The organism is Microvirga arabica, assembly GCF_016811235.1.
Taxonomy (GTDB): Bacteria; Pseudomonadota; Alphaproteobacteria; order Rhizobiales; family Beijerinckiaceae; genus Microvirga; species Microvirga arabica.
In genome coordinates this window covers 1-21,982 of the sequence record NZ_JAFBID010000041.1, presented here as the reverse complement: position 1 = coordinate 21,982, position 21,982 = coordinate 1, and the positions used below count along the sequence as shown (strand labels likewise).

Annotated in this window: 15 protein-coding genes and 3 pseudogenes; 11 read left to right on the top strand and 7 right to left on the bottom strand. The window is 59.3% G+C overall.

Annotation, left to right across the window (positions count from 1 at the left end):
- Positions 1–589: 589 nt before the first annotated feature.
- Positions 590–1,897: a nucleotide sugar dehydrogenase gene (locus JQC81_RS19090; RefSeq protein WP_281400311.1), complete on the bottom strand. Its 1,308-nt coding sequence runs from the start codon at positions 1,895–1,897 to the stop codon at positions 590–592.
- Positions 1,898–2,359: 462 nt separating this feature from the next.
- Here JQC81_RS19090 and JQC81_RS19085 point away from each other — a divergent pair, with 462 nt between their 5' ends.
- On the top strand, positions 2,360–3,262 hold the full coding sequence (locus JQC81_RS19085) for a glycosyltransferase family 2 protein (protein ID WP_203273364.1): 903 nt from the start codon (positions 2,360–2,362) through the stop codon (positions 3,260–3,262).
- 34 nt (positions 3,263–3,296) lie between these two features.
- Here JQC81_RS19085 and JQC81_RS19080 read toward each other — a convergent pair whose 3' ends face one another.
- The 3 genes from JQC81_RS19080 to JQC81_RS19070 all read right to left on the bottom strand — a co-directional run bounded on the left by JQC81_RS19080 (position 3,297) and on the right by JQC81_RS19070 (position 7,157).
- Positions 3,297–4,754: a phosphomannomutase gene (locus JQC81_RS19080; RefSeq protein ID WP_203273363.1), complete on the bottom strand. Its 1,458-nt coding sequence runs from the start codon at positions 4,752–4,754 to the stop codon at positions 3,297–3,299.
- A 288-nt stretch (positions 4,755–5,042) separates the two neighbouring features.
- Positions 5,043–6,041 (bottom strand): Gfo/Idh/MocA family protein, encoded by a 999-nt coding sequence (locus JQC81_RS19075; protein ID WP_203273362.1) that lies wholly within the window; start codon positions 6,039–6,041, stop codon positions 5,043–5,045.
- Between the two features lie 45 nt (positions 6,042–6,086).
- The gene (locus tag JQC81_RS19070; protein ID WP_203273361.1) at positions 6,087–7,157 is read right to left on the bottom strand and encodes a LacI family DNA-binding transcriptional regulator; all 1,071 of its coding nucleotides are present in this window, start codon (positions 7,155–7,157) and stop codon (positions 6,087–6,089) included.
- 158 nt (positions 7,158–7,315) lie between these two features.
- Here JQC81_RS19070 and JQC81_RS19065 point away from each other — a divergent pair, with 158 nt between their 5' ends.
- The 6 genes from JQC81_RS19065 to JQC81_RS19040 all read left to right on the top strand — a co-directional run bounded on the left by JQC81_RS19065 (position 7,316) and on the right by JQC81_RS19040 (position 13,548).
- On the top strand, positions 7,316–8,554 hold the full coding sequence (locus JQC81_RS19065) for an ABC transporter substrate-binding protein (protein WP_203273360.1): 1,239 nt from the start codon (positions 7,316–7,318) through the stop codon (positions 8,552–8,554).
- 109 nt (positions 8,555–8,663) lie between these two features.
- Positions 8,664–9,569: a carbohydrate ABC transporter permease gene (locus tag JQC81_RS19060; RefSeq protein WP_246520528.1), complete on the top strand. Its 906-nt coding sequence runs from the start codon at positions 8,664–8,666 to the stop codon at positions 9,567–9,569.
- The gene (locus JQC81_RS19055) at positions 9,566–10,450 is read left to right on the top strand and encodes a carbohydrate ABC transporter permease (RefSeq protein ID WP_203273358.1); all 885 of its coding nucleotides are present in this window, start codon (positions 9,566–9,568) and stop codon (positions 10,448–10,450) included. The genes JQC81_RS19060 and JQC81_RS19055 overlap by 4 nt, the downstream gene beginning before the upstream one ends.
- A gap of 3 nt (positions 10,451–10,453) precedes the next feature.
- Complete coding sequence (locus JQC81_RS19050; protein ID WP_203273357.1) at positions 10,454–11,533, top strand: ABC transporter ATP-binding protein; 1,080 nt, start codon at positions 10,454–10,456, stop codon at positions 11,531–11,533.
- A gap of 66 nt (positions 11,534–11,599) precedes the next feature.
- Complete coding sequence (locus tag JQC81_RS19045) at positions 11,600–12,367, top strand: sugar phosphate isomerase/epimerase family protein (protein ID WP_203273356.1); 768 nt, start codon at positions 11,600–11,602, stop codon at positions 12,365–12,367.
- A gap of 5 nt (positions 12,368–12,372) precedes the next feature.
- Entirely contained in the window at positions 12,373–13,548 is a 1,176-nt protein-coding gene (locus JQC81_RS19040; protein WP_203273355.1) for a Gfo/Idh/MocA family protein, read from the top strand.
- Here JQC81_RS19040 and JQC81_RS34400 read toward each other — a convergent pair.
- Positions 13,457–13,834, bottom strand: a pseudogene (locus JQC81_RS34400) (helix-turn-helix domain-containing protein); the annotation flags it as partial. The gene JQC81_RS19040 and the pseudogene JQC81_RS34400 sit on opposite strands and share 92 nt — an antisense overlap.
- 1,266 nt (positions 13,835–15,100) lie before the next feature.
- Here JQC81_RS34400 and JQC81_RS19030 point away from each other — a divergent pair.
- Positions 15,101–15,402, top strand: a pseudogene (locus JQC81_RS19030) (transposase); the annotation flags it as partial.
- Positions 15,403–15,691: 289 nt separating this feature from the next.
- Here the strand turns inward: JQC81_RS19030 and JQC81_RS19025 are convergent.
- Both JQC81_RS19025 and JQC81_RS19020 read right to left on the bottom strand, forming a co-directional pair.
- Complete coding sequence (locus tag JQC81_RS19025) at positions 15,692–16,807, bottom strand: site-specific integrase (RefSeq protein ID WP_203273353.1); 1,116 nt, start codon at positions 16,805–16,807, stop codon at positions 15,692–15,694.
- Between the two features lie 124 nt (positions 16,808–16,931).
- A complete protein-coding gene (locus tag JQC81_RS19020; protein ID WP_203273352.1) occupies positions 16,932–17,882 on the bottom strand; it encodes a hypothetical protein in 951 nt (316 codons plus the stop codon).
- Between the two features lie 908 nt (positions 17,883–18,790).
- Here JQC81_RS19020 and JQC81_RS19015 point away from each other — a divergent pair.
- The 3 genes and pseudogenes from JQC81_RS19015 to JQC81_RS19005 all read left to right on the top strand — a co-directional run.
- Positions 18,791–19,643 (top strand): annotated as a pseudogene (locus tag JQC81_RS19015) (IS630 family transposase); the annotation flags it as partial.
- Between the two features lie 988 nt (positions 19,644–20,631).
- A complete protein-coding gene (locus tag JQC81_RS19010; protein WP_203273351.1) occupies positions 20,632–20,940 on the top strand; it encodes a hypothetical protein in 309 nt (102 codons plus the stop codon).
- 14 nt (positions 20,941–20,954) lie between these two features.
- Complete coding sequence (locus JQC81_RS19005) at positions 20,955–21,644, top strand: hypothetical protein (RefSeq protein ID WP_210347220.1); 690 nt, start codon at positions 20,955–20,957, stop codon at positions 21,642–21,644.
- Positions 21,645–21,982 lie beyond the last annotated feature (338 nt).

Genomic DNA, 21,982 nt, shown 5'->3' with positions numbered 1-21,982 from the left:
AAGCCCTCTCCCGCCTGAATTCACGTCGGAACACGGGAATGGACCATTCTGCTGTGCATGCTCTTGCCGCACCGGCTCTTTGGAGTTGAGGCCGTCCTAAGATGCCCCGGACTCAGAGGCTATGGGATTGGCTCACATCAGGTGGCACGAGCCGGACCAATGACCTGCCGTTTGGCCGCATCCAAGGTCGTTCCGTTGCAGGAGGAGGACGTGCCAATCGGTCCGCTCAGCGGAAAGATCGCTCCTGAGCAGCGACGATAATGACGCCGCAGCTCTTCAGCCTGGCTCAACTGGCACTTGTTCCCCCCGAGGGCTTGGATCAAGGGATCGGACAGAGGTTTCGTCAGATAGGAGAGGATGGTGCGATTGCCGGTCTGAAAAAAGCTTCCCGCTGGCATCCTTGGGATCAGTTTTCCCCCTGATTCAGGGCTGCTGCTGGAGTCATGCGTGGAAACCACATCGTGCAGTTCGGCAAATTGGCGCCAGGGGGACAACTCAAGAGGTTCAGACAGTGCCGGACCGGGCATTTTCACTAGCAGCCCAAGATGTGGCTCCGGCGATTGAAGGTTCAACCACGCCAGAAGCCGGATTAGGCCTTCACCACCTTGCTGTGCACGCCGAGATATCGTCCGCGGGTGTCCACTATCAGCTTCGCGTGTTTCTCAATCGTCTCATAGTCGAACCTGTCGTGGTCTGTCGCCAGCAGAACCACGTCATAGCTGGCCAGTGCCTCGGGGGTCAGTTCGACACTGGTGAGATCAAAGGAATAGCGCCGCATCTTCGGGAAGCTTGGGACGTGCGGGTCACTGTACTCGACATGCGCACCCTTAGCCTGAAGGAGGCTCATCAGTTCGACGGCAGGAGATTCCCGCATGTCATTGACGTTCTTTTTATACGCGATGCCGAGGACAAGGATTCTGCTTCCGCGGACTGGCCTCTCACGCTCATTCAAAGCATCGGCAAGTTTCCCAACGACCCATTCGGGCATTGCGCTGTTGACTTCGCCCGCGAGCTCGATGAAGCGCGTATGAAGACCATACTCGCGCGCTTTCCAGGTTAGGTAAAACGGGTCAATCGGGATGCAGTGCCCCCCTAGCCCGGGGCCAGGATAGTAGGGCACGAAGCCGAACGGCTTGGTTGCCGCCGCGCGAATGACCTCGTGGATGTCGATCCCCATTCGATCGGCGATGATCTTCATCTCATTCACAAGGCCTATATTGACCGCACGGTGGATGTTCTCGAGCAGCTTGGTGAGCTCCGCTGCCTGCGTGGAACTGACAGGCACAACCGTGTTGATGACCTGACCGTAGAGAGCAAGTCCAACCTCGAGGCAGGATGGGGTGCTGCCGCCACAGACCTTAGGAATAGTATGCGTGCTAAATCTCGCGTTACCCGGATCTTCACGCTCCGGCGAAAACACGAGAAACATATCCTCTCCCACCACGAATCCTTCGTTTTCAAGCCGGGGACGCAATTCCTCCTCGGTTGTGCCTGGATAAGTCGTGCTCTCCAGCGACACGACTTGGCCGCTTCTCAGGTATGGCAGGAGGGCATCCACAGTGCTCAACACAAAACTCAGGTCCGGCTCACGATACTTGGTCAGAGGCGTGGGTACGCACAGAATTACAGCGTCCAAGTTGCGGGATAGAGACAGGTCCGAGCTTGGCTCAAAGCCGCTTTTTATTGCCTTCGCAATTCTTTCATTTGGAATGTGCTCGATATAGGTCTGCCCCTTATTCAGAGCATCGACCTTGTCCTGGTCGATGTCGAAGCCGATGACCTTGTATCCGACCTCCGAATAACGAAGGGACAGCGGCAGACCAACATAGCCCAGCCCGACAATACCGACCACGGCGGTCTTATCATTGAGTCTTTTCAGCAGAGTGTCTTTGTGCATCAGAAACCTCGGCCTCACGCACGTAGGATCGCGGGGCCACTCTATAGAGGAACAGGTCCAGATCGCCTATACGGGAAAGCGCCAAGGGCGGGACCCGCCGAAATGGAACCACCTGACTCAAGACGCTCGGCCAGTCTTTCTGGGACGTCATGCCTCATTGAACGCCCTCCGGCAGCGAGCTTCGCGAACGGGCCGCAGGTCCGGGCTGGTGTCTCTGTCATTCCGCATTGCCGAATTCGGTCGGCGCTGCCCCTCCAGGGCCTCGTCCAGGGGCCTCGCAGGCCTCCGACATGGATTTCCGCGCCTGCTCGACCAAGCTCAACTCGCTCCTGCTGGCTTCTGGAACCAGAATGGCCGCCGGCTTGTCGCTTATGGTCAAGCTCGTCTTCGGCGCATTAGTGAGCCTGCTTGCCCGCCCTTTAGGATCGATTTAGTAGGACTTGTCGATCCCGGAGAATGTTGATGCGCATCGTGGCCATCGTGGTTACGTATAATCCAGACGTGGCCCTATTGGCCAAGGTCGTGCAGTCCGTTGCCCCTCAGGTTCATGGAATTGTCGTCGTCGACAACGGCTCGGACAATGCGAACGACATAAGAAAGATTGTCCGGTCGACTACTGCCCATGTAATTGCGAATGAACAGAATTTGGGGATTGCCGCAGCTCAAAACCAAGGGCTTGCTTTTGCCCAGGCGGAAGGCTACTCGCACATCCTGCTGCTGGATCAGGATACCACCTTGGCCCCGGGCGTTGTTGGCGACCTATCACGTAATTTGCAAGCTCTTGAAATCGAGCATGGTGCAGTGGCCGCCATAGGCCCTGCCTATTACGAGCTTAACAGCAAACGCCAAACGAGAGCTTATCGTGCCAAAGGGCTCCGAATCTCCAGGGTTTCGCTCAGGGGTCGGAGCCAGCCCATGGAAAGTGATTTCATCATCGCCTCAGGCTCGTTGATTTCGCTCGCCGTCGTTGAGATCGTGGGCGGATTCAAGGAGGAGCTCTTCATCGACCTTGTTGATGTGGAATGGTGCTTTCGAGCCCGTGCGGCAGGGTACAGATGTTTTCTGTCTCCCACTGCGGCTGTCGACCACCGTCTTGGCAGTGGAACCGTGGGAATAGGATCGCGCCGGATCGCTGTCCATGTGCCGATAAGAAACTATTACTGGATCAGAAATGCGCTCTGGCTGGCTCGCCAGCCCTGCACCGCTCCTGCCTGGAAGCTGTATTTCATCAGCAGGAGCCTTGCATTTCTGGTGACATACACGACGGTCGCTGACAAGCAGGCCTTAAGGCTACAGCTCATGTGCCACGGGATCTGGGACAGCTTCAGCGGCAATCTTGGCTGCTTCAAGCGGGGACGAGCGTAGCTTTTCACGGTGAGAGATAGGAAAAGCGGAACCTTCAGCCGACCCGTCGCTCGGCCTCGGCCAGCCCCCATTCAAGTAATTGCTCGGAGCGCTCCTGGCTCAACGCCTCCACATAGACGCGCAACTCCGGCGCATTGCCAGAGGGGCGGAAGTGGACGACCTCCCCATTCTTGGCTGCAATCCGCAGGCCGTCACGGGCATCTTGCCCTGCAACACCTCCAAGCGGCGCCATAAGGTCGGAGAGGAAGACCTCGTCCTCCTGCAGGCGCGATACAAAGGCCGCACTCTTTTCCGTGGCCACGTTCTTCAGCCGATTGCTGGCCGCAGCCTTGAAGGCGAAAGCGGCTGCCACTTCTGCAAGCGGCCGCGACTGGGCGATGACTTCGCCCAGGGCGCAAAGAATCGGCAGCATGGCGTCGCGGGTGGGAAGCGCTGCGAGCCGGCGGCCATCCCGCTCTACATCGGAGCCGAGGAGAACGCCGCCGTTGGCCTCAAACCCGATGATGGTCCGCGCGCCGGATCGGGCGGCCTCCGCCATGCCCGCGATGACGTAGGGAGATCCAACCTTGGTTCGGAATACTTTCTCGAAGACGCCGGAGGTTTCCAGTGCAGAGTTGGACGTGACTGGCGTTACAACAACATCCGCACCAACATATTTGGCCGTGATCGCCCCGACAAGGTCGCCCCGCAGGAAGGCCCCGCGGGCGTCGGAGATCAGCGCGCGGTCAGCGTCACCATCGGTCGAGACGATGGCATCGAGCTTCTGCTCACCGGCCCATTGCCGGGCCAAGATGACGTCCTCCCAGCGCAGTGCCTCGGTATCCACGGGGATGAAGCTTGTCGCACGCCCAAGCGGCACCGCGCGGGCGCCCAGGGCCTCGAGCACCTCGACCATGACGTCGCGCGCGACAGAGGAATGCTGATAGACGCCGACGGTAAGTCCCGACAAGGAACCTGCCCCGAAGAACTCCCGATAGCGCTCGTTGTAAGCGGCTATCAGGTCAATGTCTGGTGTCGCAGCCCTGATAGCTCTTGCACCCTCGGGAACGGAGACGATGCTCATCCTGGCATGCCAGGACAGAATGGAGGCCTCGTCGTTCTTGTCGATTTCACCTTGAGCCCGGTAGAACTTCAACCCGTTCCGGTCCTCTGGTATATGGCTTCCAGTGACCATAACCGCAGGAATGCCAAAGCGCATGCCATGATAGGCCAGCGCCGGCGTAGGGAGAGCGCCGCAATCGAGCGGAATCAGCCCTGCTTCCTGCAAAGAGGCGCAGCAGATCTGGGCAATGCTGGGGCTACTCTCGCGCAGATCTCTCCCGACCAGCACCACATTTTTCGATGCGGCAGCCGAGCCGTCCCCCTTGAGCAGTTCCGCAAAAGCACGGGTGTAGGCAAAGGCCGGGACGCCGTCCAGCTCCACCACAAGCCCACGCAGGCCGCTTGTGCCGAACTTGAGGGACGAGTGGGCAACCTCCGGAAGAAAATCCATGCCAACATACCTTTGTTCACTCTGATGCACACAGGCTTCCTAATCTCCCAAGGCGGAGCCTTCACCAGACGGAATGACTAGGGATAATGTCACAAACTCATGGATTCGGGTCAATGCACTCACTCGGAGGGCACCGGTCATCCTCAGGGAGCAGTAATTTATTCGGATTACCACGAAGGTACCGGCACTGAGACGCCGTTGCCCCAAAGGAGGCAGCAGGCCTCTTCTCCGGGTGCGCTGGATCCAGATCTGCCCCCCTGTCCCGCGGAAGGGCTATTAATGTTGAGGCTACACGGCCTCCCATCCTGACGAGGCTTCCGAGCGCCGCAATGAATCGAGGATCCTCATGTTCATGAGTGCATCCTCCAACCCATAGCCAAAGGCTGTGTCACCACGAACCGCACGGCTGAAGGTCTCGCCCTGTAGCTGGTACTGGTCCACGACAGGGAACTCGATTGCCCGGGCGGAACGATTCCCGTGCAGGCTGCCATCGTCGAGGTAGATGCGGGTCGGCTGGTCAGGCGGGGCGTTGAAGGGGATCTCAATTTCGATGCGGCCCTTTGTTCCGAGGATCTGCACCCGCTGGAACGGCACTGATTGAGTCGAAACAATAAACGTGAGCTGCCGGCCCGCGCCGAAATCCATGAGGGCACTCGTTGTTCGGTCAACCCCGAAGGACGGATCACGGTCGACGAGCGCGACCACGCGGACCGGCTCGGCATCGAAGAAGTAGCGCCCCGCCACGACCGCATAGCAGCCGATGTCGAGGAGCCCTCCCCCGCCGATATCCGCCCTGTTGCGGATGTTGTCAGGTTCGACGTTGAAGTAAGAGAAGATGACCTGAATGGATCGCAGTTCCCCGATCTCTCCGGATCGGATGATCTCACGGGCGCGCTGCCATTGCGGATGGTGGCGGACCATGAAGGCTTCAGCGACCAGCACCTCTGATGGGACCTGCTTCAATGCCCGCGCCTCATCGGCCGTGATGGCAATCGGTTTTTCGCACAGCACGTGCTTGCCGGCGGCAGTGGCTGCCAGCGTCATCGGCACGTGGAGATGATTCGGGAGAGGATTGTAGATCGCCTCGATATCCGGATCGGCGAGAAGCGCCTCGTAGGAACCGTAGGCTCGTTCGATCCCGAGCTCCGCAGCCATTGAACGGGCGGCTTCTTCGTTTCTTGAGGCGACAGCGACCACCTGGCAGAGCGGGCTCTTCATCATACCGGGAACAACCTTCGTCCGGCCGATCTTAGCTGTGCTCAAAATGCCCCAACGAACCGGCTGCATGGCGTTCTCCTCAGGTTGTCTGGCTGTTGAATTCAGATACGGTCTTCAAACCTTAGATCGGCGCAAGGACTTGTAATCCTTGTGCAGAACCGGCCCTGTCGTTTCGCGCTCCAGAAGCGTCACGGGTAATCGGATGCTCCAGTCTTCAGGCTTCATCTGGTTGTGAATGAGCTTCAGGAGTACATCGGCCCCGACACACCCCAGTTCATGCAGCGGCTGCCGGAACGTGGTGAGGGTAGGCTCTGTGTAATCTGCATATTCGATCCCGTCGAAGCCGATGACGGAAACATCCTGCGGCACACGGATGCGCTCGGCGCGAACGCGCTTGATGAAGCCGATCGCGCTCTCGTCGCAGGCTGCGAAAATGCCCGTGGGACGATCCTTTATCTGCAAAAAGGCCTCGGCGGCCACCACGCCAGTCGAGAAGACGAAAGGCCCCTCCCAGCGCACGAAATTGCCCTGGCCGAAGCCGGCTGCGGCGATCCCTTCCTGAAAACCGGCGAAGCGCTCGACTTCGATAATGGAGCTGAGGGTCCCTGAGATGTAGCCGAACCTGCGGTGTCCCAGGCGAGCAAGGTATTCCACAGCCTGCCGGGTGGCCTCACGATCCTGCACGACAACGTTGGGGATGCCGTCCTCATGGATGGCGGCGCACATAGCGACGATGGGGAGGCCGGAGTCCCGCATGCTGCGCGTGCCGTTCTCCGGGATGTATCCGGTCAGCAGGAGAACCCCGTCCACCTGACGAGACAGGGCCAGATCGACATAGCGGGCCTCCCGCTCCCTGCGGTTGTCCAGATTACCGATGATGATGCCGTACCCTGACTGGGTCAGTTCGTCATCGACCCCGCGGAGAATCTCGGCGAAGACCGGATTGGTGAGCCTCGGGGCGATCACCAGAACGTTCATGGTCCGGCGCGTGCGCAGCTTTTGTGCGGTGCTATTCGGGATATAGCCGCTGCGCCGCACCGCTTCCATCACGAGATCGTGAGTTTTCTGCCTCACCTTATCCGGGTCGGACAGGACCCGGCTGACGGTTGCTGTGGATACCCCGGCAAGTCTAGCAACGTCGGCGATGCGTATCTCCTTCACGGCCCGCCACCTTTTCCGACTCATGCAGGTTACCTCCAGGCGCTTAGCAAGATATGTTACCCTCTTTCAGAGAGGACAACTTGCCTTAACTTGTGTCTTGACTAATCTTAAAAGCACCTACAACCTATAACACAAGATGTAATCGATTACATAAATCGATAAAACGCTTCTGGGAGGAAGCCATGAGCATGAAGACACGCGTTTCCGCGTATACCCTTTCTGTTGCCCTGATCTGGAGTTCCGGAGCACTCGCTCAGCAGAAAGCAGAGGTCCTCCATTGGTGGACGTCTGCCGGTGAGTCTGCATCCGTGAAGGTGTTCGCAGATCAGTTCACCAAGGCCGGCGGCACCTGGGTCGACAACGCCATCGCCGGCGGCGCCAATGCCCGCACGGCCGGCATCAACCGCATGGTGGGCGGCAATCCCCCGACCATGATGCAGTTCAACACCGGCAAGCAGTTCGACGAGCTCGTCAGCAACGATCTGGTGCGCGACGTCGATGCCCAGGCAAAAGCCGGCAAGTGGCGGGAGATCATGCCGAAGCCGATCGTCGACGCGACGGTCCGTGAAGGGAAGTTCTTCGCTGTTCCGGTCAATATTCACGGCCAGAACTGGATGTTCTATAATACGAAGATCTTTGCCGATGCCGGCCTCGAGCCTCCGAAGACCTTCCCCGAGCTGGTTGAATCCGGCGAGAAGCTGAAGGCCAAGGGCATTATTCCGATCGCTCTCGGCGGCCAGCCCAACTGGGAGCACAACCTCTTCCGGGCCGTGGTCGTCGGCCATGGCGGAGCCGACATGTTCCGCCAGCTCTACGGCACCCGCAAGCCGGACGTTCTGAAGAGCCCCAAGTTCAAGGAAACCGTGGAACTCTTCGGCAAGATGCGCGGGCTCGTCGACCCGGGCAGCCCGGGCCGCAACTGGAACGACGCCACAGCCCTTGTGATCACCAACAAGGCGGCCATGCACTTCAACGGCGACTGGGCCAAGGGTGAGTTCATCGCCGCAGGCCAGACCGCCGGCAAGGAGTACGGCTGCACGGTCGTCGGCCAGGAGCCCAAGCTCGTGATCGGCGGCGACGTCTTCGTGTTCCCCGCGACCAAGGACAAGACCGCGCTCGCGACACAGGACAAGCTGATTCAGGTTCTGCTCGATCCCACCAGCCAGATCGAGTTCAACAAGAAGAAGGGCTCGATTCCGGTACGAATGGACGTTGACGTGTCCTCCATGGATACCTGCGCCCAGAAGTCCCACAGCATCCTGAAGGATCCGGCCAATCAGGTGGAAAGCATGGAGATCCTGAGCCCGCCGAACTTCTCGGGAGCCATGCAGGACGCTGTGACCCAGTACTGGAACAATCCCAACATGTCGGCGGATGCCTTCATCGAGAAGATCACCAGCGCCATGCGCGACGCAGGCTAAGACCATACGGCTCGCCCTTAAGGGGCTGGGGCGAGCCGGCCAGTGTTGAAGCTTGACCTCTCTCGACAGGATCTTCCGAATGGATAGCATTTCGATCCGCGCCCCCAGCATGCCTTCAGGCGGCACGAAAACCCAGCGTCGTGTGAAAACGCGCCTGCCTGCGGCCATCGCCCTCCTGCCGACCGCTCTCATCGTCCTTGTCGTCTATATCGGCTGCATGCTCTGGACCGTGCGGCTCTCGTTTACGAGTTCGACCCTCCTCCCCAAGCTTGATTGGGTCGGCCTTGCGCAATATAGCCGCCTCTTCGTCAATGACCGTTTCCTGACCTCGGCCTCCAACATCATCATCTTCGGCGCCCTGTTCATCTCGGGCTGCCTCATCATCGGATTTCTTCTCGCCGTCTTCATCGACCAGAACATCCGCGGCGAAGGCCTCTTCCGCACCGTCTTCCTTTATCCCTATTCCATGTCCTTCGTTGTCACCGGCGTCGCATGGCAATGGTTCCTCAATCCGGGACTTGGTCTGCAGAAGCTCGTGCGGGACATGGGCTTCGAGAGCTTCACCTTCGATTGGCTCGTGAACCAGAGGATGGCGATCTACACCATCGTTGTCGCAGGTCTCTGGCACGGGGCCGGCTTGACCATGGCGATCCTTCTCGCGGGCCTTCGCGGCGTCGACAAGGATCTGTGGAAGGCCGCCAAGATCGACGGGATCCCGACCTGGCGCGTCTACACCTCCGTGGTTCTGCCCCTCCTCCGACCGATGGTTGTCACGGCGGTCGTGCTCCTCACGACCGGCGTCGTGAAGCTCTATGACCTCGTGGTTGCGATGACCCTCGGCGGCCCGGGCATCGCCACCGAGGTGCCTGCCAAGTTCGTCATGGATCACCTCTTCGAGCGCAACAACATCGGTCTCGGGACAGCCGCCGCGACCATCATGCTGATCACCGTGGTGAGCATCCTGGCTCCCTGGGTATACGTCCGCTACGTCCGTCCGCAAGGGAGGCATGCATGAGCACCGTTGTGCCACAGGGCCGACGCCCTCAACACCTTACCATCGGCCGCATCGGTGTCTATGCCTTCCTGGTGACCGCAGCCCTGTTCTTCCTGCTGCCGCTCTGGATCATGGTCGTGACATCGCTCAAGCCCATGGAGGAGATCCGGCTCGGCAACATTCTCGCCTTGCCGTCTGCCATGACCTTCGAGGCCTGGGCCAAGGCATGGTCCTCAGCCTGTACCGGCCTCGAATGCAACGGCATCAGCGTCGGGTTCTGGAACTCGATGCGCATCCTGATCCCGTCCGTGATCCTCTCGATCATGGCTGGTGCCATTAACGGCTACGCGCTGTCGTTCTGGCGGGTCAAAGGCGCCAACCTGATGTTCGGCGTGCTGTTGCTCGGGGCCTTCATTCCGTACCAAGTCTTTCTCTATCCGCTGGTGCGCATCTTCTCGCTGAGCGGGATCTATAACTCGCTCACCTGCATCGTTCTGGTGCACGTGATCTTCGGCCTGCCGACCATGACACTCCTGTTCCGCAACTACTATGCGGGGTTGCCCATCGAGCTGTTCAAGGCGGCGCGCATTGATGGCGGCGGGTTCTGGTCGATCTTTTTCCGGGTGATCCTGCCCATGTCGACCCCAATCCTGGTGGTTGCGACCATCCTGCAGGTCACGGGCATCTGGAACGACTTTATCTTCGGGCTGACATTCGCGGGTCGGGAGAACCTGCCCATGACCGTGCAACTCAACAACATCGTCAACTCAACACAGGGCGAGCGCGCCTACAACGTCGACATGGCAGCCACCATGCTTGCAGCGCTCGTTCCGCTCGTCGTCTACTTTGTGTCCGGACGCTGGTTCGTTCGCGGAATCGCTGCCGGCGCTGTGAAGGGGTAAGAAATGTCGACCGTTTCCGTTCGTGATGTGACCGTCGCCTTCGAATCCGTCCAGGTCTTCGACGGCTTGTCCCTCGACATCCAGGAAGGCGAGTTCATCGTGCTCCTCGGCCCGTCGGGCTGCGGCAAGTCCACCCTGCTCAACGCCATCGCTGGCTTGTTGGATGTGGCAGAGGGGCAGATCTGGATCAACGGGAAGAATGTCACTTGGGAGGAGCCCAAAGACCGGGGCATCGCCATGGTGTTCCAATCCTATGCTCTCTATCCGCGCATGAACGTGCGCGAGAACATGTCCTTTGGACTGAAGATGGCGAAGACGCCGAGGCCTGAGATCGAAAAGCGCGTTGCCAAGGCAGCGGAGCTCCTGCAGATCACCCCCCTCCTCGACCGGCGCCCGGACCAGCTCTCGGGCGGCCAGCGCCAGCGCGTGGCGATCGGGCGGGCTCTGGTGCGCGACGCGGCCGTGTTCCTCTTCGACGAGCCCCTCTCCAACCTTGATGCGAAGCTGCGCAACGAGTTGCGCATCGAGATCAAGCGGCTGCATGCGCGCCTCGGCAAGACCACCATGGTCTACGTCACGCACGACCAGATCGAGGCCATGACTCTGGCAGACCGTATTGTGGTTATGAAGGAGCAGAAGATCCAGCAGATCGGCACGCCCGACGAGATCTATCACCGCCCGGCCAATCTGTTCGTGGCCGGCTTCGTCGGCTCGCCCCAGATGAATTTCATCAAGGGCCGCCTTGAGAACACCGGAGAAGGCTTGAGCTTCCTCGTCGGCAATCGCCGCCTGTCTCTGTCAGGTTACCCGTTCATCGTGGCCCCATCATCCGGTCAGGACGTCGTGCTCGGTGTGCGGCCGGAACACCTGGAGATTTCAAGCACCGGAATCTGGCCTGGATTCACGGTCGACATCGTCGAGCCTATGGGTGCTGACACGGTGATCTGGTGCAGCGATACGGTTGGTTCGGTTCAGGTCCGCACCTCAGGCTCTCGCCGTCCCACGCCGGGCGAGAGCCTGACGCTCCAGCTCGATCCAACCCAAGTCTCGCTGTTCGCTGCGGATTCCGGCGAGCGCCTATGACAATCCCGATATTGCGGCAGGTCTCCAGCACGACCTGTCGTGCCGCCATCGAACCCTGAGGACCCCATGAGCGTCACGGATAGACTGTCCATTCAACTCTACACCCTGCGATCCCTGGAGGATCTCGACCTGATCCTCGATACGGTCGCCGATGCTGGTTATCGCAATGTCGAGACTGTCGGATCGCATCTCGACAAGGCTGCCGAGGTTCGCGCCAAGCTCGATGCGCGCGGCCTGAAAGCGTCCTCCAGCCATGTCAGCATGGCGGCCCTGCGCGAGAAGCCGGACGCCGTCGTTGACGCCTGCCGCACCCTGGGTCTCACGCACCTCTACATGCCGGCCGTTCCGCCGGAGGAGCGGGATATGGCCGCCGACGGCTGGCGTGCGCTGGGCCGCGAACTCGGGCAGATCGCAGAGCGCCTCCAGGCTCAAGGCGTCCGCCTCGGCTATCATAACCACCATTGGGAGCTGAAGCCGAAAGACGGCGCGAAGACGGCGCTGGAACTGATCTTCGAGGCGGCTGGCTCAAGTCCCCTCGCCTGGCAGGTCGATGTGGCTTGGCTCGTGCGCGGCGACGCGGACCCCAAGGAGTGGATCAGCTGGTACCGCAGCAAGATCACCGCCGCCCATGTGAAGGACATCGCACCCGCAGGCCAGAACGAGGATCAGGACGGCTGGGCCGATGTGGGCTCCGGCATGCTGAACTGGCGCGACCTGTGGCGCGTGTGCCGCGAGGCGGGAGCCGAGTGGATGGTGGTCGAGCACGACAAACCCGCCGACCCGGCCCGGACCGCCCGCGCCAGCTTCGATTTCCTGCGCTCCATCGAGGATTAACGATCATGAATTCACTCAATGTCGGCATCATCGGATGCGGGAACATCTCGGGCATCTATCTCCAGAACATCCCGGCCTACCGCGGTCTCACCCTGCGCGCCTGTGCCGATATGCGTCCGGAGGTTGCTCAGGCTCAGGCGAGCCGCCACGGCATTGAGGCCCTGACGGTCGATCAGCTGCTCGCCCGCGACGATATCGATCTCGTGGTCAACCTCACTGTGCCGGCCGCCCATTTCGGCGTCTCGCTGGCAGCCCTCAGCGCGGGCAAGCACGTGTTCTCAGAAAAGCCACTGGCTGTCGATTTCGAGCAGGGCCGCAGGCTTGTGGACGAGGCGGAGGCTCGCGGCCTTCACCTCGGCTGTGCCCCCGACACATTCCTGGGAGCCGGCGGACGGCTCGCCCGCAAGCTCGTCGATGACGGCGCCATCGGACGCATTTTGTCAGGAACGGCCTTCCTGATGTCCCACGGCATGGAGCATTGGCACCCGGATCCGGAATTCTTCTTCAAACCCGGCGGCGGTCCGATCCTCGATATGGCGCCGTATTATCTGAGCACCCTCGTCAATCTGATCGGCCCGGTGCAGCGTGTCATCGCCATGTCGAGCATCGGTTTCCCCGAGCGCGTCGTGACAGCGGAATCGCCCCGCAAGGGCCACAGCATCACGGTCGAGACACCCACCCATGTGACGGCGCTGCTCGAATTCGCCTCCAGCGCGCAAGTGACCTTCTGCATGAGCTGGGACGTGTGGAAGCACAGTCACCCGGCCATTGAGATCTACGGCTCCGAAGGCTCCCTGCGCGTGCCGGACCCGAACTTCTTCGGCGGCCATGTGGAGGTCACCGAGCGCGGCGGTGACTGGCGTGCGGTCGATTCGAGCGAGATGCCACTCGGCGTCCCCAACTGGCGCTCGCCCAACTGGGCGCCTGACATACCAAACAAGGCCAATTATCGCGCGCTCGGTCTTGCTGATCTCGCCAGTGCGGTCCTGAACGGCACGCCGCATCGCTCCAGCGGGCGCCTCGGCCTGCATGTTCTCGAGGTCATGCACAGCATTCTCGAAGGCGCCGCAACCGGTCAGCCCAAGGCGATCACGACCACTCTTGAACGCCCGGCGCCCCTGGAAGATGCGGACGCCTCGATCCTCTGGAAAGGCCCTTCTCAGACGGCGACCGCCGCCTGAGACCTGTGCTCTCGGACAAAAAAACGCAACGATGCGGGAAGCACTCATCGTGTAGGGCGGCTGGCATGGACACGAGCCGGAGCTGGACAGCACCTCCTCGGCGACTGCCAGAGCGTACGCGGCTTTGATTGGAGCCGGGCCGCGGCGCAACGGATGTCCGCAGCGCCGCGGCCCCACCCTCCATGAAAGCGCTGCGCCAGAGCCGCACGGTATCCTCGCGCACGCCGAAAGCCTCGGCGATCCGCGGGCTCGTCCAGCCGGCCAGGGTCAGCAGGAGCGCCCGCGCCCGATCCGCCTCGCCGCGATCCCGCGAGTGGCTGAGGCCATGAGTTCACGCCGCTGCGCGGCGCTCGCGACAACAGGGGATTTGCCCACCATGATCCGCATCCCGAACCAAACCACGAGATGGAATCACATCCAGCATCCGTTGGGCAACCCGCTAAAAGCTGCTTAGGCCCCGAGCTACATAAAGTTCATGGCGGCTGCCGTTAGGACATGCTGAGTATGCGTCTGAGCGATACCGATAGAGCGGTGGCGCCGCATGTGCAGGTGACGGGGGCCGGATTTGGCCTGCCACTGGTAATCCCTGAAAGCCGGCCCGAGGAGCGGCACGCCTTCCTTCCGGCCGACTCCGATCCCATGGGTCGATGCGGCGCGTTGTCGGCCACGGGCGCCCAATCGCTTCTGCTCTCGATACGGTCCCAAGCAGGGTATTTAGCATCTGCTCTTCTGCACCTCCCAACACAGGACGAATCCGGAACTCGCTCGCGACGGCGGTCCGGAAGCCAAGATCCATCAGCGTCAGCCTTAGCCAATCTGTCCTGTGGCTGCGGCTGCGGGCCCACGTCGGCCGCCCGGCGCTCGGAGCAATCTTATTCAGATCGAGCAAGGGTCCGCGGGGCCCGCCGCCAGAGTCATGCGGCTCGCTGCCTGCAACGGGCGAGGAGAGGCGCGAACGGAGCATCGGAAAAGCCCGTCCCGATTCGCTCGTGCAGGTGCAAAATAGCATTGCCCTGCGATAAGGCAGCTTGGGGCGTTGGCTGGGGTTCGAAGCCGGGACCTCCCGGTACAGGATCGGATGATGCTCCATTGGAGATCCTCGGAATTTCCGTACCCATGCCTCGTATCGAGAATGCCTGCCCTGCTCCAAATACTCTGACCCGTTCGCCAGCAGTATCAGTATCAATGCGGAGCAAGACCACCACAGCTCTCGGACGCCCAGCGTCTGCCCGCAGCCAACTCGGTTGAAACTGGCCTGTGCTCGTCAGGTAGAACTTGTCGTTTGTGATTAGATCATTGAACGAACCTTCGCCTACGAAGCGCCTTCGCGTCTGCTTACGGCTACGGGCGCTTACATCATACACATACTGATCTCCATGGCGTCGTCGGATTGAATTTCGATGCGACAGGTTGGCAACGATCCGGCGGCTTGTAACAGAATTTGCAACAGAAAAGTTTTTGTTCTATGCCGTTAGTTCACGAATTCCAGTGGCAAACTTTCTCAAAATTTAGGTTTACTTTCAGTGGCTTATGCTACATCCGCACGAATGGCGAAGTCGCAACCCTGATGCACGAAGCCGAGGTGGACGCGCTGGCCTACATGAGCTTTCTGGCTCCGCACCGGACCAAGCTGCATTCGACCAACCGCTTGAGCGGGTCAATGGCGAGGTTAAGCGGCGCACGGATGTGGTGGGGATCTTCCCGAACGGGGCGGCAATCCGGTGGCTGGTCGGCGCGATCCTGCTGGAGCAGAACGACGAATGCGCGGTGCAGCGCGACAGCTTGTTCATGCAGGATACGATGGCGTCGATGAGCGATGATCTCTTGGTCAGCTTGCCCGCGGTGGCGATCTGATCATCCCGGCTCTGCCGGTGATCGCGGTGACACGTCGTCAGGTACACCACGCCAAGGGTCACGATTCGTTTGCGCGCACGCCGTGGATCAGAACTTCTCCGGAATCAGGATCAACCGCCCCTCATTTTTAGGCTATCGGCCTTTGGGGCCGGACTGACCTACAGGGCTGCTTCTGCAGGCGCATTCCTTAGTCGCCCTATAGCTCGTTGCAAAAAGATTCTGATGGCTAAAAAGGAAGGCAGGTAGGCGGATCCGCTGCCAGCGCCCAGGACTGATGTCGGTTTACGCTCTACGGACCCTCCGGCTTGGTGTCTGGCGCATCTCCTGGATCAATCCCAGTAATAGGTCGCCGGGCGCCTGCCCCCAAACCGCCTGCTTTATCGATCATATTTTCGACCCACGCCTGCATAGTCATCTGTCCATGTATCTTGGGCCTCACTTCAGGCTTGGGCAGCGCAGGCATGTCAAAATCGAACTCTTCCTTAGGAGGATTTACCTGAGCAACAGACGATGTTTCTCCAACAACCGAAGCTCTAGTGGTTGCAGACGCCCCTGCATGTCTTTGCTGCAAGGCGGCAACGCGTGCGGGATCCGCATCTGCGGTCCCATCCGAAGCTGTCCAGCCATGGCGGGCACCAGCATAGTGCCGCGCGGAGTTCAAAGAGGCATGACCAGCTAGAGCTGCAATCTCCCACGGCGAAAGCCCAGCCCTTGCCCAGGTGGCCAGCGCCACATGCCTCAAGGAATACAAAGATAGTCGCCGCAGGGCGAGAGCCTTGCAGCAGCGGGCCAACAGCTCGGCGATTGCATTGCGCCAGTGCTCAAAGTCCTTGAACTGTGCGACCGACAGTCGGATGCACTGAGCAAAAACAGCTGCGGCTTCTATGACTTTGGAAGGGAGTGACGCAAGGTTGATCTTACGGCTCTCGAAACCCGATCGGCCATTGCTAAACTTTGCGCTCTGCACGATCAGCCAGGAACCCGCGACGGCTGCGTTGCTCCACTCAACAGGCCGGCAGCCGGTACGCGGGATGAAGTACATGTACATGGCCAGCATGCAGATTGGATGGGGATTAACCTTGCCTCGGGCCCTCTTCGCTAAGTACCTCAAAAGCTTCAGAACCTCCTCCTCGGTGGCGTCCGTGACTTTGAGGCTTGATGTGCGCGCCTGCGGCGGCCGACCACGTCGGCGCGCAAGTGCAACTTTGATACGCATAAGTGCTGCGTCGCGCTGCTTCTCAGGTTCCGGCTGACCGGCAAGAAGCTTGTCGATGATTGCCATATGCTGGGCCTTGTAAGCCCGGCATGCCGATCCTTTCAGGATAGTATGGTCATTCTCCAACCCGACCAGCAGCGCCTCGATCAAATCCTCGATCTCCGGATGCTGCCGTTGGGCACGCCGCAAATGGCGCTCTCCTTCCGCCAAGTATTGTGCGTCGGTTTCCGCGCTTCGGGTCGGGATGGCCGGCATCGTTAACTCAAGCTCCGGTTGGTTCGCATGAGGATTTGCCGATCAGGATTGCCTGGGGCTAGTAGTCGTTCAGATCGTGCGTTCTCAGCTTACCGAAATCCATCGGCTTGCCTGTCGAAGCCTCACTCTCGAGGAATCCCGGCGCAGGATTTGGCAGGCGCCGGGGCCCTGTGATCGGCGTAGCACGTGTTCCAGCTGAGGGGCTGAACGACCGCTTCGATGCGACCTCGTGGCCCTCTACCCCGCGCGCTCCAGCGGCCTTTTCGGATTCAGCGTCTTGCCGGCTCCTGTTCGTCCCAAGAGCTTCCGGAACGGCTAGGTAGGGCCCAGGCGAATCTGGTACCTGCGTGTAATCCTGTTGAAGGCTGATTTCCTGCTGAGCGGTCTGCCTCGGCGGCGCGTTCCCCTTAGGCATTTCAGGCCTCAAATCCTGCAGCGCCGCGGGTTGGGCATCACTCTCGACACCCCTCGTGTATTCCGGCTCTTCAGTTCGACCCTGCGAAATATCTAGTTCAAGTTTGCTTTGGCTTTCCAACTGGCAGAACGCAGGGAGTTCGATGACTTCACCGCCGTACTGTCCAACAAGAGACCGGGCCATATCGCCGCTTGTTACACCGCGGAATTCTACCCACCTGTCTGTCTGATAGCTTAGGCTCAGCCCACACCGCACGAGATCAGCCCAAACCATGCCTGCAGCTTCCGGACTGATGCGGACGAGAAGCTCCGCACCAACGGAGAGCCTGTTGTTCTTGCCTGTGAGTTCCGCCAGCTTGACCTGTCCCTCGGCGAAAACGCGATCGCGCTTTTTCGCAAGCATCCGCGAGACGGAGAGCGCAACGCCAACGGCTACCTCGAGCACCGAAAGATCCGCCCTCAAGTCGACGACTTTACTGAACGCGAACTCGATATTTTTAGAGCCTTCTCTCGTCGTTCGCTCCAAGGCATCATCCGCCACCTTCAAAGAAAGATCATTATTAGATAGATCAGTATTCTTCTCCTTCTTAGGCATAGCCTTGAACTCCCCCGTGATTACTTAGACACAGCGTCCCGACTCAAATTCGGTTGAATTCGCAAGCTTTGCAAGTAACGAAATTTGCTTTCTCAGCCACCAAAAACAAGCCAGGTACTATAGTACGCAGGATTGAAAAGACGGCCGCAGTGAGCCTTCATGGGCGTTCTAGGGGCATTCAGATCCCGATAGAGTTTAGATCAAGGTTTTGTCTGAGATGGCGAGGATGGCGATCTGCGCCTATAGCCCAGGCGGAGCAGCGGCTGGTGTCAGATCTCCATTCGCTGCGGTCGTCTAGGTGCCGCCAATCGTCCTGGATTGTTTCAAACCTATGCGGTACTGGACCTGCCACGCACCAACAACGATCTCGAACAGTTGGTCGGCTCCAAGCGCAATCACGAGAAGCGCTCGACCGGCCGCAAGACGACCATCCAGGTAATTACCCACCCTCATTCCCCATTGAGGTTTAGGCGGACACGGTCTGAGGGGTTGCCTTGAACGCGTGGGTCCCGGGCCGACACGCGCCGTGTTGGCGACCGTGTGAATATCCGCTTCCCCCGGGCCGCACACAGTGCACGGTAGCCGCTGGTCAACTTGCGCTGAGTCGCGGCGGGTCTGAAGCGGTGTTCGCAGCCGTAGTCCCTCGCCTCGCGCATTCCGGTTCGCCGAGCATAGGTAGACGCCACTGGCGGGCGCGCCGGCCCTTCTTCTGAAGGTCGCGAGCCAGGGTTGCGTCGAGACTCCGTTCCAGGGCCTTGCCCATGCAGGTGAGGATCGAGGTGGCATGGGTTCCCAAACCTTCCGCCAAGGGGAAGGCTTGGTGCAGCCACGGCTTGAGGCGGGAGGGCAGGACATCTCCGCTCGCCTCGTCGGCATAGGCTGCGTCGCGGGCGTGATAGGACGGCCAGGGCCTGCTGCGCGACAAAACCCGCCCCTCCCGGATCAAGCTGCTCGGGCCTGACGTTGCCGAGCGGGTCGTCCGCCTCACCCTTTCTGACCCGCCGGTCAGGCGACTCATTGAACCGCCGCCATGGCGCAGCAGGCCGGCATCAGCGCGAGCGCGGCGCATCTGGCGGGCTCACGGCCTCCAGCCGCATCGCTACCGCCAGTTCAAGCTCTCCAACGACCCCAGGTTCGCCGAGAAGCTCCGGGACGTGGTCGGGCTCTACGTCGACCCACCGGCGCATGCCATCGTGCTCTCGGTCGACGAGAAGAGCCAGATCCAGGCGCTCGACCGCACCCAACCCGGCCTGCCGCTCAAGAAGGGGCGGCTCGGGACCATGACCCACGACTACAAACGTCATGGCACCACCACGCTGTTTGCCGCCCTGAACGTGCTGGACGGCACCGTCATCGGCCGCAACATGCAGCGCCACCGGCATCAGGAATTCATCCGCTTCCTGAACACCATCGAGGCTCAGGTGCCGGCGGGTCAGGCGGTGCACGTGATCCTCGACAACTACGCTGCTCACAAGCATGCGAAGGTGCGCTCTTGGCTCGACCACCATGAGCGCTTCACCTTCCACTTCATCCCAACGTCATGCTCGTGGCTCAATGCGGTGGAGGGCTTCTTCGCCAAACTGACCCGCCAGCGGCTCAAGCGCGGCGTCTTCCGGTCGGTGGGTCGATCTTCAGGAGGCCATCAACCGCTACGTGGCTGAAACCAACGCTCGCCCGAAGCCCTTCACCTGGACGGCCGACCCTGATGACATCATCGCCGCCGTCCGGCGAGGGCACCAAGCGTTAGACTCCATCCAATAGCTGCCTCTGGCATCAGTGTGACAACCAGCGCCCCGTAAGACGGGTAGCGCACCGCAAGCCGCCGATGGCGCTCGATCCACGGCTTGATCGCGGGAAGCTCGATGGTATCAGTTCGCTGACGGTCTAGACGGGCAGATCAGTCGCCAGTCTGGCGCGGCAGCACGGGCATTGGCCCAGCTGATAGTCGACGAGGCTATCGACATCCGGGCCCATGGCGCGGCTGTGACCTTCATGTCCCGGCCTGACTCCATCTGGTTTGACCTGCCCTGACACTCCTTGCGATCTGAAATGGGCGGCTTGAAGGATGTGCGCGAGGTCTTCGGTAGCCGCTACAGCCGCAGCACCAGCTTGATCAGCTCTTCGTTGCTCAGACGCTCAAGTTCGCTGCGGCCTATGATAGGAGGGGGTCAGCGAATCCAATTCGCGCAAGGCTCTGAGTGATTACCCCCGCCCGCGCCGTCCTGCGTGACTCAGTCAGGCTGATCGCCCCCAAGGCCACGCGTGCAGGCTCCCTTGACAAGAGACTTGTGACCAGAGACTTGCGAGCGGCAAATCGGGAGCGCTGGAGGAGTTTGCGTCAGCGCCTGAGAAAAGGCTATCGCGAACTCTGTGCAACCGCGTTTGGCATAATTCTGTCGCTTATCTTGCGGCACTCGGACGTCAGTCCTGCCAGTCGGCCCTGCCATCCCCGAGAAATTACCTGTGGATAACTTAATCCATGGCAGTGGAATGCCAATCCCTTCCCGAGCCAGCACTAATCCTTGCAGCGCAAGGGCTCTATGCGAGCAAATCAATCGACTTTTCAAGTTGAAATAACCACTTCAAACATTAGCGGAGGACATAAATCAAATCCTTTCCATTCCATATCTAATCCTTCGAGAAAATTTATGAGCGAATTTTCCACTGAATTGTTTCACATCAAATTACGAAGTATTAAGCCATCAGTTAACATTGATAAAAGAAGCGTCAAAGCTGTATAGGTGAATATATGAATGCATGTAAATCTCACATAATCGCCCCGAGTTTTTTAAAGCTCGCAAAGATGTTGGAGACAGATAAATATAATTTCGAAATCGATATTTTACTGAAAGCATTCAAAATAGCAATTAGATCTTATCCACAACTCGTTTTGGTTGATGATGATGAATTATATATAAAACTTGAGTTACTATCAGAGGATTTGCTTGAGACAATTGACATACTTAGATTGGACCTGTGTAGTGCAGGAGATATTGATAAAGTATTCGATCTATTTCTGGCCCGTAGCGATTATATACTTAGGCCGAGAGCAGCATGAAAGCAGCACCTTAATTGAAGATTTTCCCGCAATCTTCTCACAATTGTTTTGCAGCAATAGAAAGTAAAGATAGATCAACTATGAAACAGAATGAAATTCAACGGCGTTTTCTCTCTCTCCATAGTGATCTGGATCGCTACGCCTCTGGCGGACAGCCAACAGAGCGTGAACTCGAGGATGCGCCAATTGCTGAGTTATGGCGCCCTAGTGCATATCCGGGCACTGAGGACCCATGCATCTTTGCCAGGTCTATTTTTTCACATCCACGCCTCGGTAACGCACCCGACTATATTAGTTCGCCTGTTTACTATGTTGATCTGGTAAATGGATGGATTAGAACGCAGGGGCAGTTAATCCGCCTCGGTCGCCGTGACCCGGCCTATGCGACTCTTCCCATAAGAGTAATGGAGTATAGCGATATAGACCGAAAGGCCGATCTGACCGGCTATCGTCAGCCTCCTTCTGAACTTGAGCCCAGAATGCCAATGGGTGAAGATTCCAGGTGGCATAGCTTATGGGACTGGTTTGCCGAAAATACATGGAATGCACACGACGCGATATTGGTGTACATCGCGAGACGATGGAGCCAGGATATATCGACTGTCTACGTCAACACTGACTCATGGATTAAATCCAAGCTCCGACAATTGGAGCGCCAGCATGCAGATCCTGATGATTATAATGCAGGTTCCAACTTTAACTGATGAGTGCAAAAACTAATTGCTTCACGACGATGCTCGTGATGCGATTGCTCGCCCTCACCTTCTCGGGAGTGATGCTTCTCCCGGCATCCTGTACACGTGGTTCAAGCAAAGTCCTGATTGCGATGGAATTCAGTAGCGCCGCCGCAATCAACATGGTGCCGTCGCGAGTTGTGTAGAAATTCGGGTAGCGCGATCTCCAGCATGAACATCGTATTGGGTCAGGCGGCGAGGTCAATCGTCTCCTTTGCGGCTGATGCTTGCGTGAGTGTCTTCCAACCATCGACCTTGCGCATGGTGATCTGACCGGATGCGAGCAGAGCCCAGAACAGCATGGCGGC

What these genes read in the sequence shown, in the direction of transcription:
- JQC81_RS19090 (WP_281400311.1), bottom strand. Translation starts at nt 1,897, where the DNA reads ATGCACAAAGACACTCTGCTGAAAAGACTCAATGATAAGACCGCCGTG.
- JQC81_RS19085 (WP_203273364.1), top strand. Translation starts at nt 2,360, where the DNA reads ATGCGCATCGTGGCCATCGTGGTTACGTATAATCCAGACGTGGCCCTA.
- JQC81_RS19080 (WP_203273363.1), bottom strand. Translation starts at nt 4,754, where the DNA reads ATGGATTTTCTTCCGGAGGTTGCCCACTCGTCCCTCAAGTTCGGCACA.
- JQC81_RS19075 (WP_203273362.1), bottom strand. Translation starts at nt 6,041, where the DNA reads ATGCAGCCGGTTCGTTGGGGCATTTTGAGCACAGCTAAGATCGGCCGG.
- JQC81_RS19070 (WP_203273361.1), bottom strand. Translation starts at nt 7,157, where the DNA reads ATGAGTCGGAAAAGGTGGCGGGCCGTGAAGGAGATACGCATCGCCGAC.
- JQC81_RS19065 (WP_203273360.1), top strand. Translation starts at nt 7,316, where the DNA reads ATGAGCATGAAGACACGCGTTTCCGCGTATACCCTTTCTGTTGCCCTG.
- JQC81_RS19060 (WP_246520528.1), top strand. Translation starts at nt 8,664, where the DNA reads ATGCCTTCAGGCGGCACGAAAACCCAGCGTCGTGTGAAAACGCGCCTG.
- JQC81_RS19055 (WP_203273358.1), top strand. Translation starts at nt 9,566, where the DNA reads ATGAGCACCGTTGTGCCACAGGGCCGACGCCCTCAACACCTTACCATC.
- JQC81_RS19050 (WP_203273357.1), top strand. Translation starts at nt 10,454, where the DNA reads ATGTCGACCGTTTCCGTTCGTGATGTGACCGTCGCCTTCGAATCCGTC.
- JQC81_RS19045 (WP_203273356.1), top strand. Translation starts at nt 11,600, where the DNA reads ATGAGCGTCACGGATAGACTGTCCATTCAACTCTACACCCTGCGATCC.
- JQC81_RS19040 (WP_203273355.1), top strand. Translation starts at nt 12,373, where the DNA reads ATGAATTCACTCAATGTCGGCATCATCGGATGCGGGAACATCTCGGGC.
- JQC81_RS19020 (WP_203273352.1), bottom strand. Translation starts at nt 17,882, where the DNA reads ATGCCTAAGAAGGAGAAGAATACTGATCTATCTAATAATGATCTTTCT.
- JQC81_RS19010 (WP_203273351.1), top strand. Translation starts at nt 20,632, where the DNA reads ATGAATGCATGTAAATCTCACATAATCGCCCCGAGTTTTTTAAAGCTC.